This is a genomic window from Paraburkholderia humisilvae (assembly GCF_902859855.1).
Classification (GTDB): domain Bacteria; phylum Pseudomonadota; class Gammaproteobacteria; order Burkholderiales; family Burkholderiaceae; genus Paraburkholderia; species Paraburkholderia humisilvae.
Window position 1 is genome coordinate 1 of sequence record NZ_CADIKH010000497.1, and the last position, 547, is coordinate 547.

Consider the following 547-nt stretch of genomic DNA (forward strand, 5'->3'; position numbering starts at 1 on the left):
CAGGAGATGCGAATGGCTCAGCAGACATTGAGCGAGTTCGCGGCCCACGGCGTGCGTGCTGAAGCAGCGCCGGCGGGCGAATCAGACGTTGCCGTCTTCCTCGCCAGCCTTTCTTCGGCATGGAAGCAAGGGGAAGCACGCCCGACGCACCGAAAGCAACCCAGGGCAAAGCACTGGTGGAGAAGTCGGGTGGATCCGTTCGCCGACGCGTGGCCGCTAATCGAAGGATGGCTGATTGCAGAGCCCTCTGTGCCGGCCAACGTATTGATGGATCGGCTGGCCGCGATGTTTCCAGAAGCGTATGCAAGTCAGGCAACTACGAACGCTACAGCGCCGGGTCAAGGCGTGGCGAGCAGAGCGCGTAAAAGAACTGATTCAGGGCGGCCTGCGAAAGTCCGCTGTTGCGCCAGCCGAAGTGTGAGTTGCGGAAAAGTTCGAAAGTCGCCGGGGGCCGGGCGCTCCGCGCCCGGCAAACCACAAAAGAAGAGAAGAGGGAAAGCGAAACGACAACAATCCGTCGGGTAACATTCCTTCGTGAGGCAACACG

The 547-nt window shown here is 60.9% G+C and carries 1 protein-coding gene; it reads right to left on the reverse strand.

Translation table 11 applies throughout. From position 1 onward, the window contains the following. Window positions 1-325: 325 nt before the first annotated feature. On the reverse strand, window positions 326-547 hold a 222-nt coding region (locus tag HV796_RS43935; protein ID WP_217478281.1), incomplete at its 5' end, for a hypothetical protein.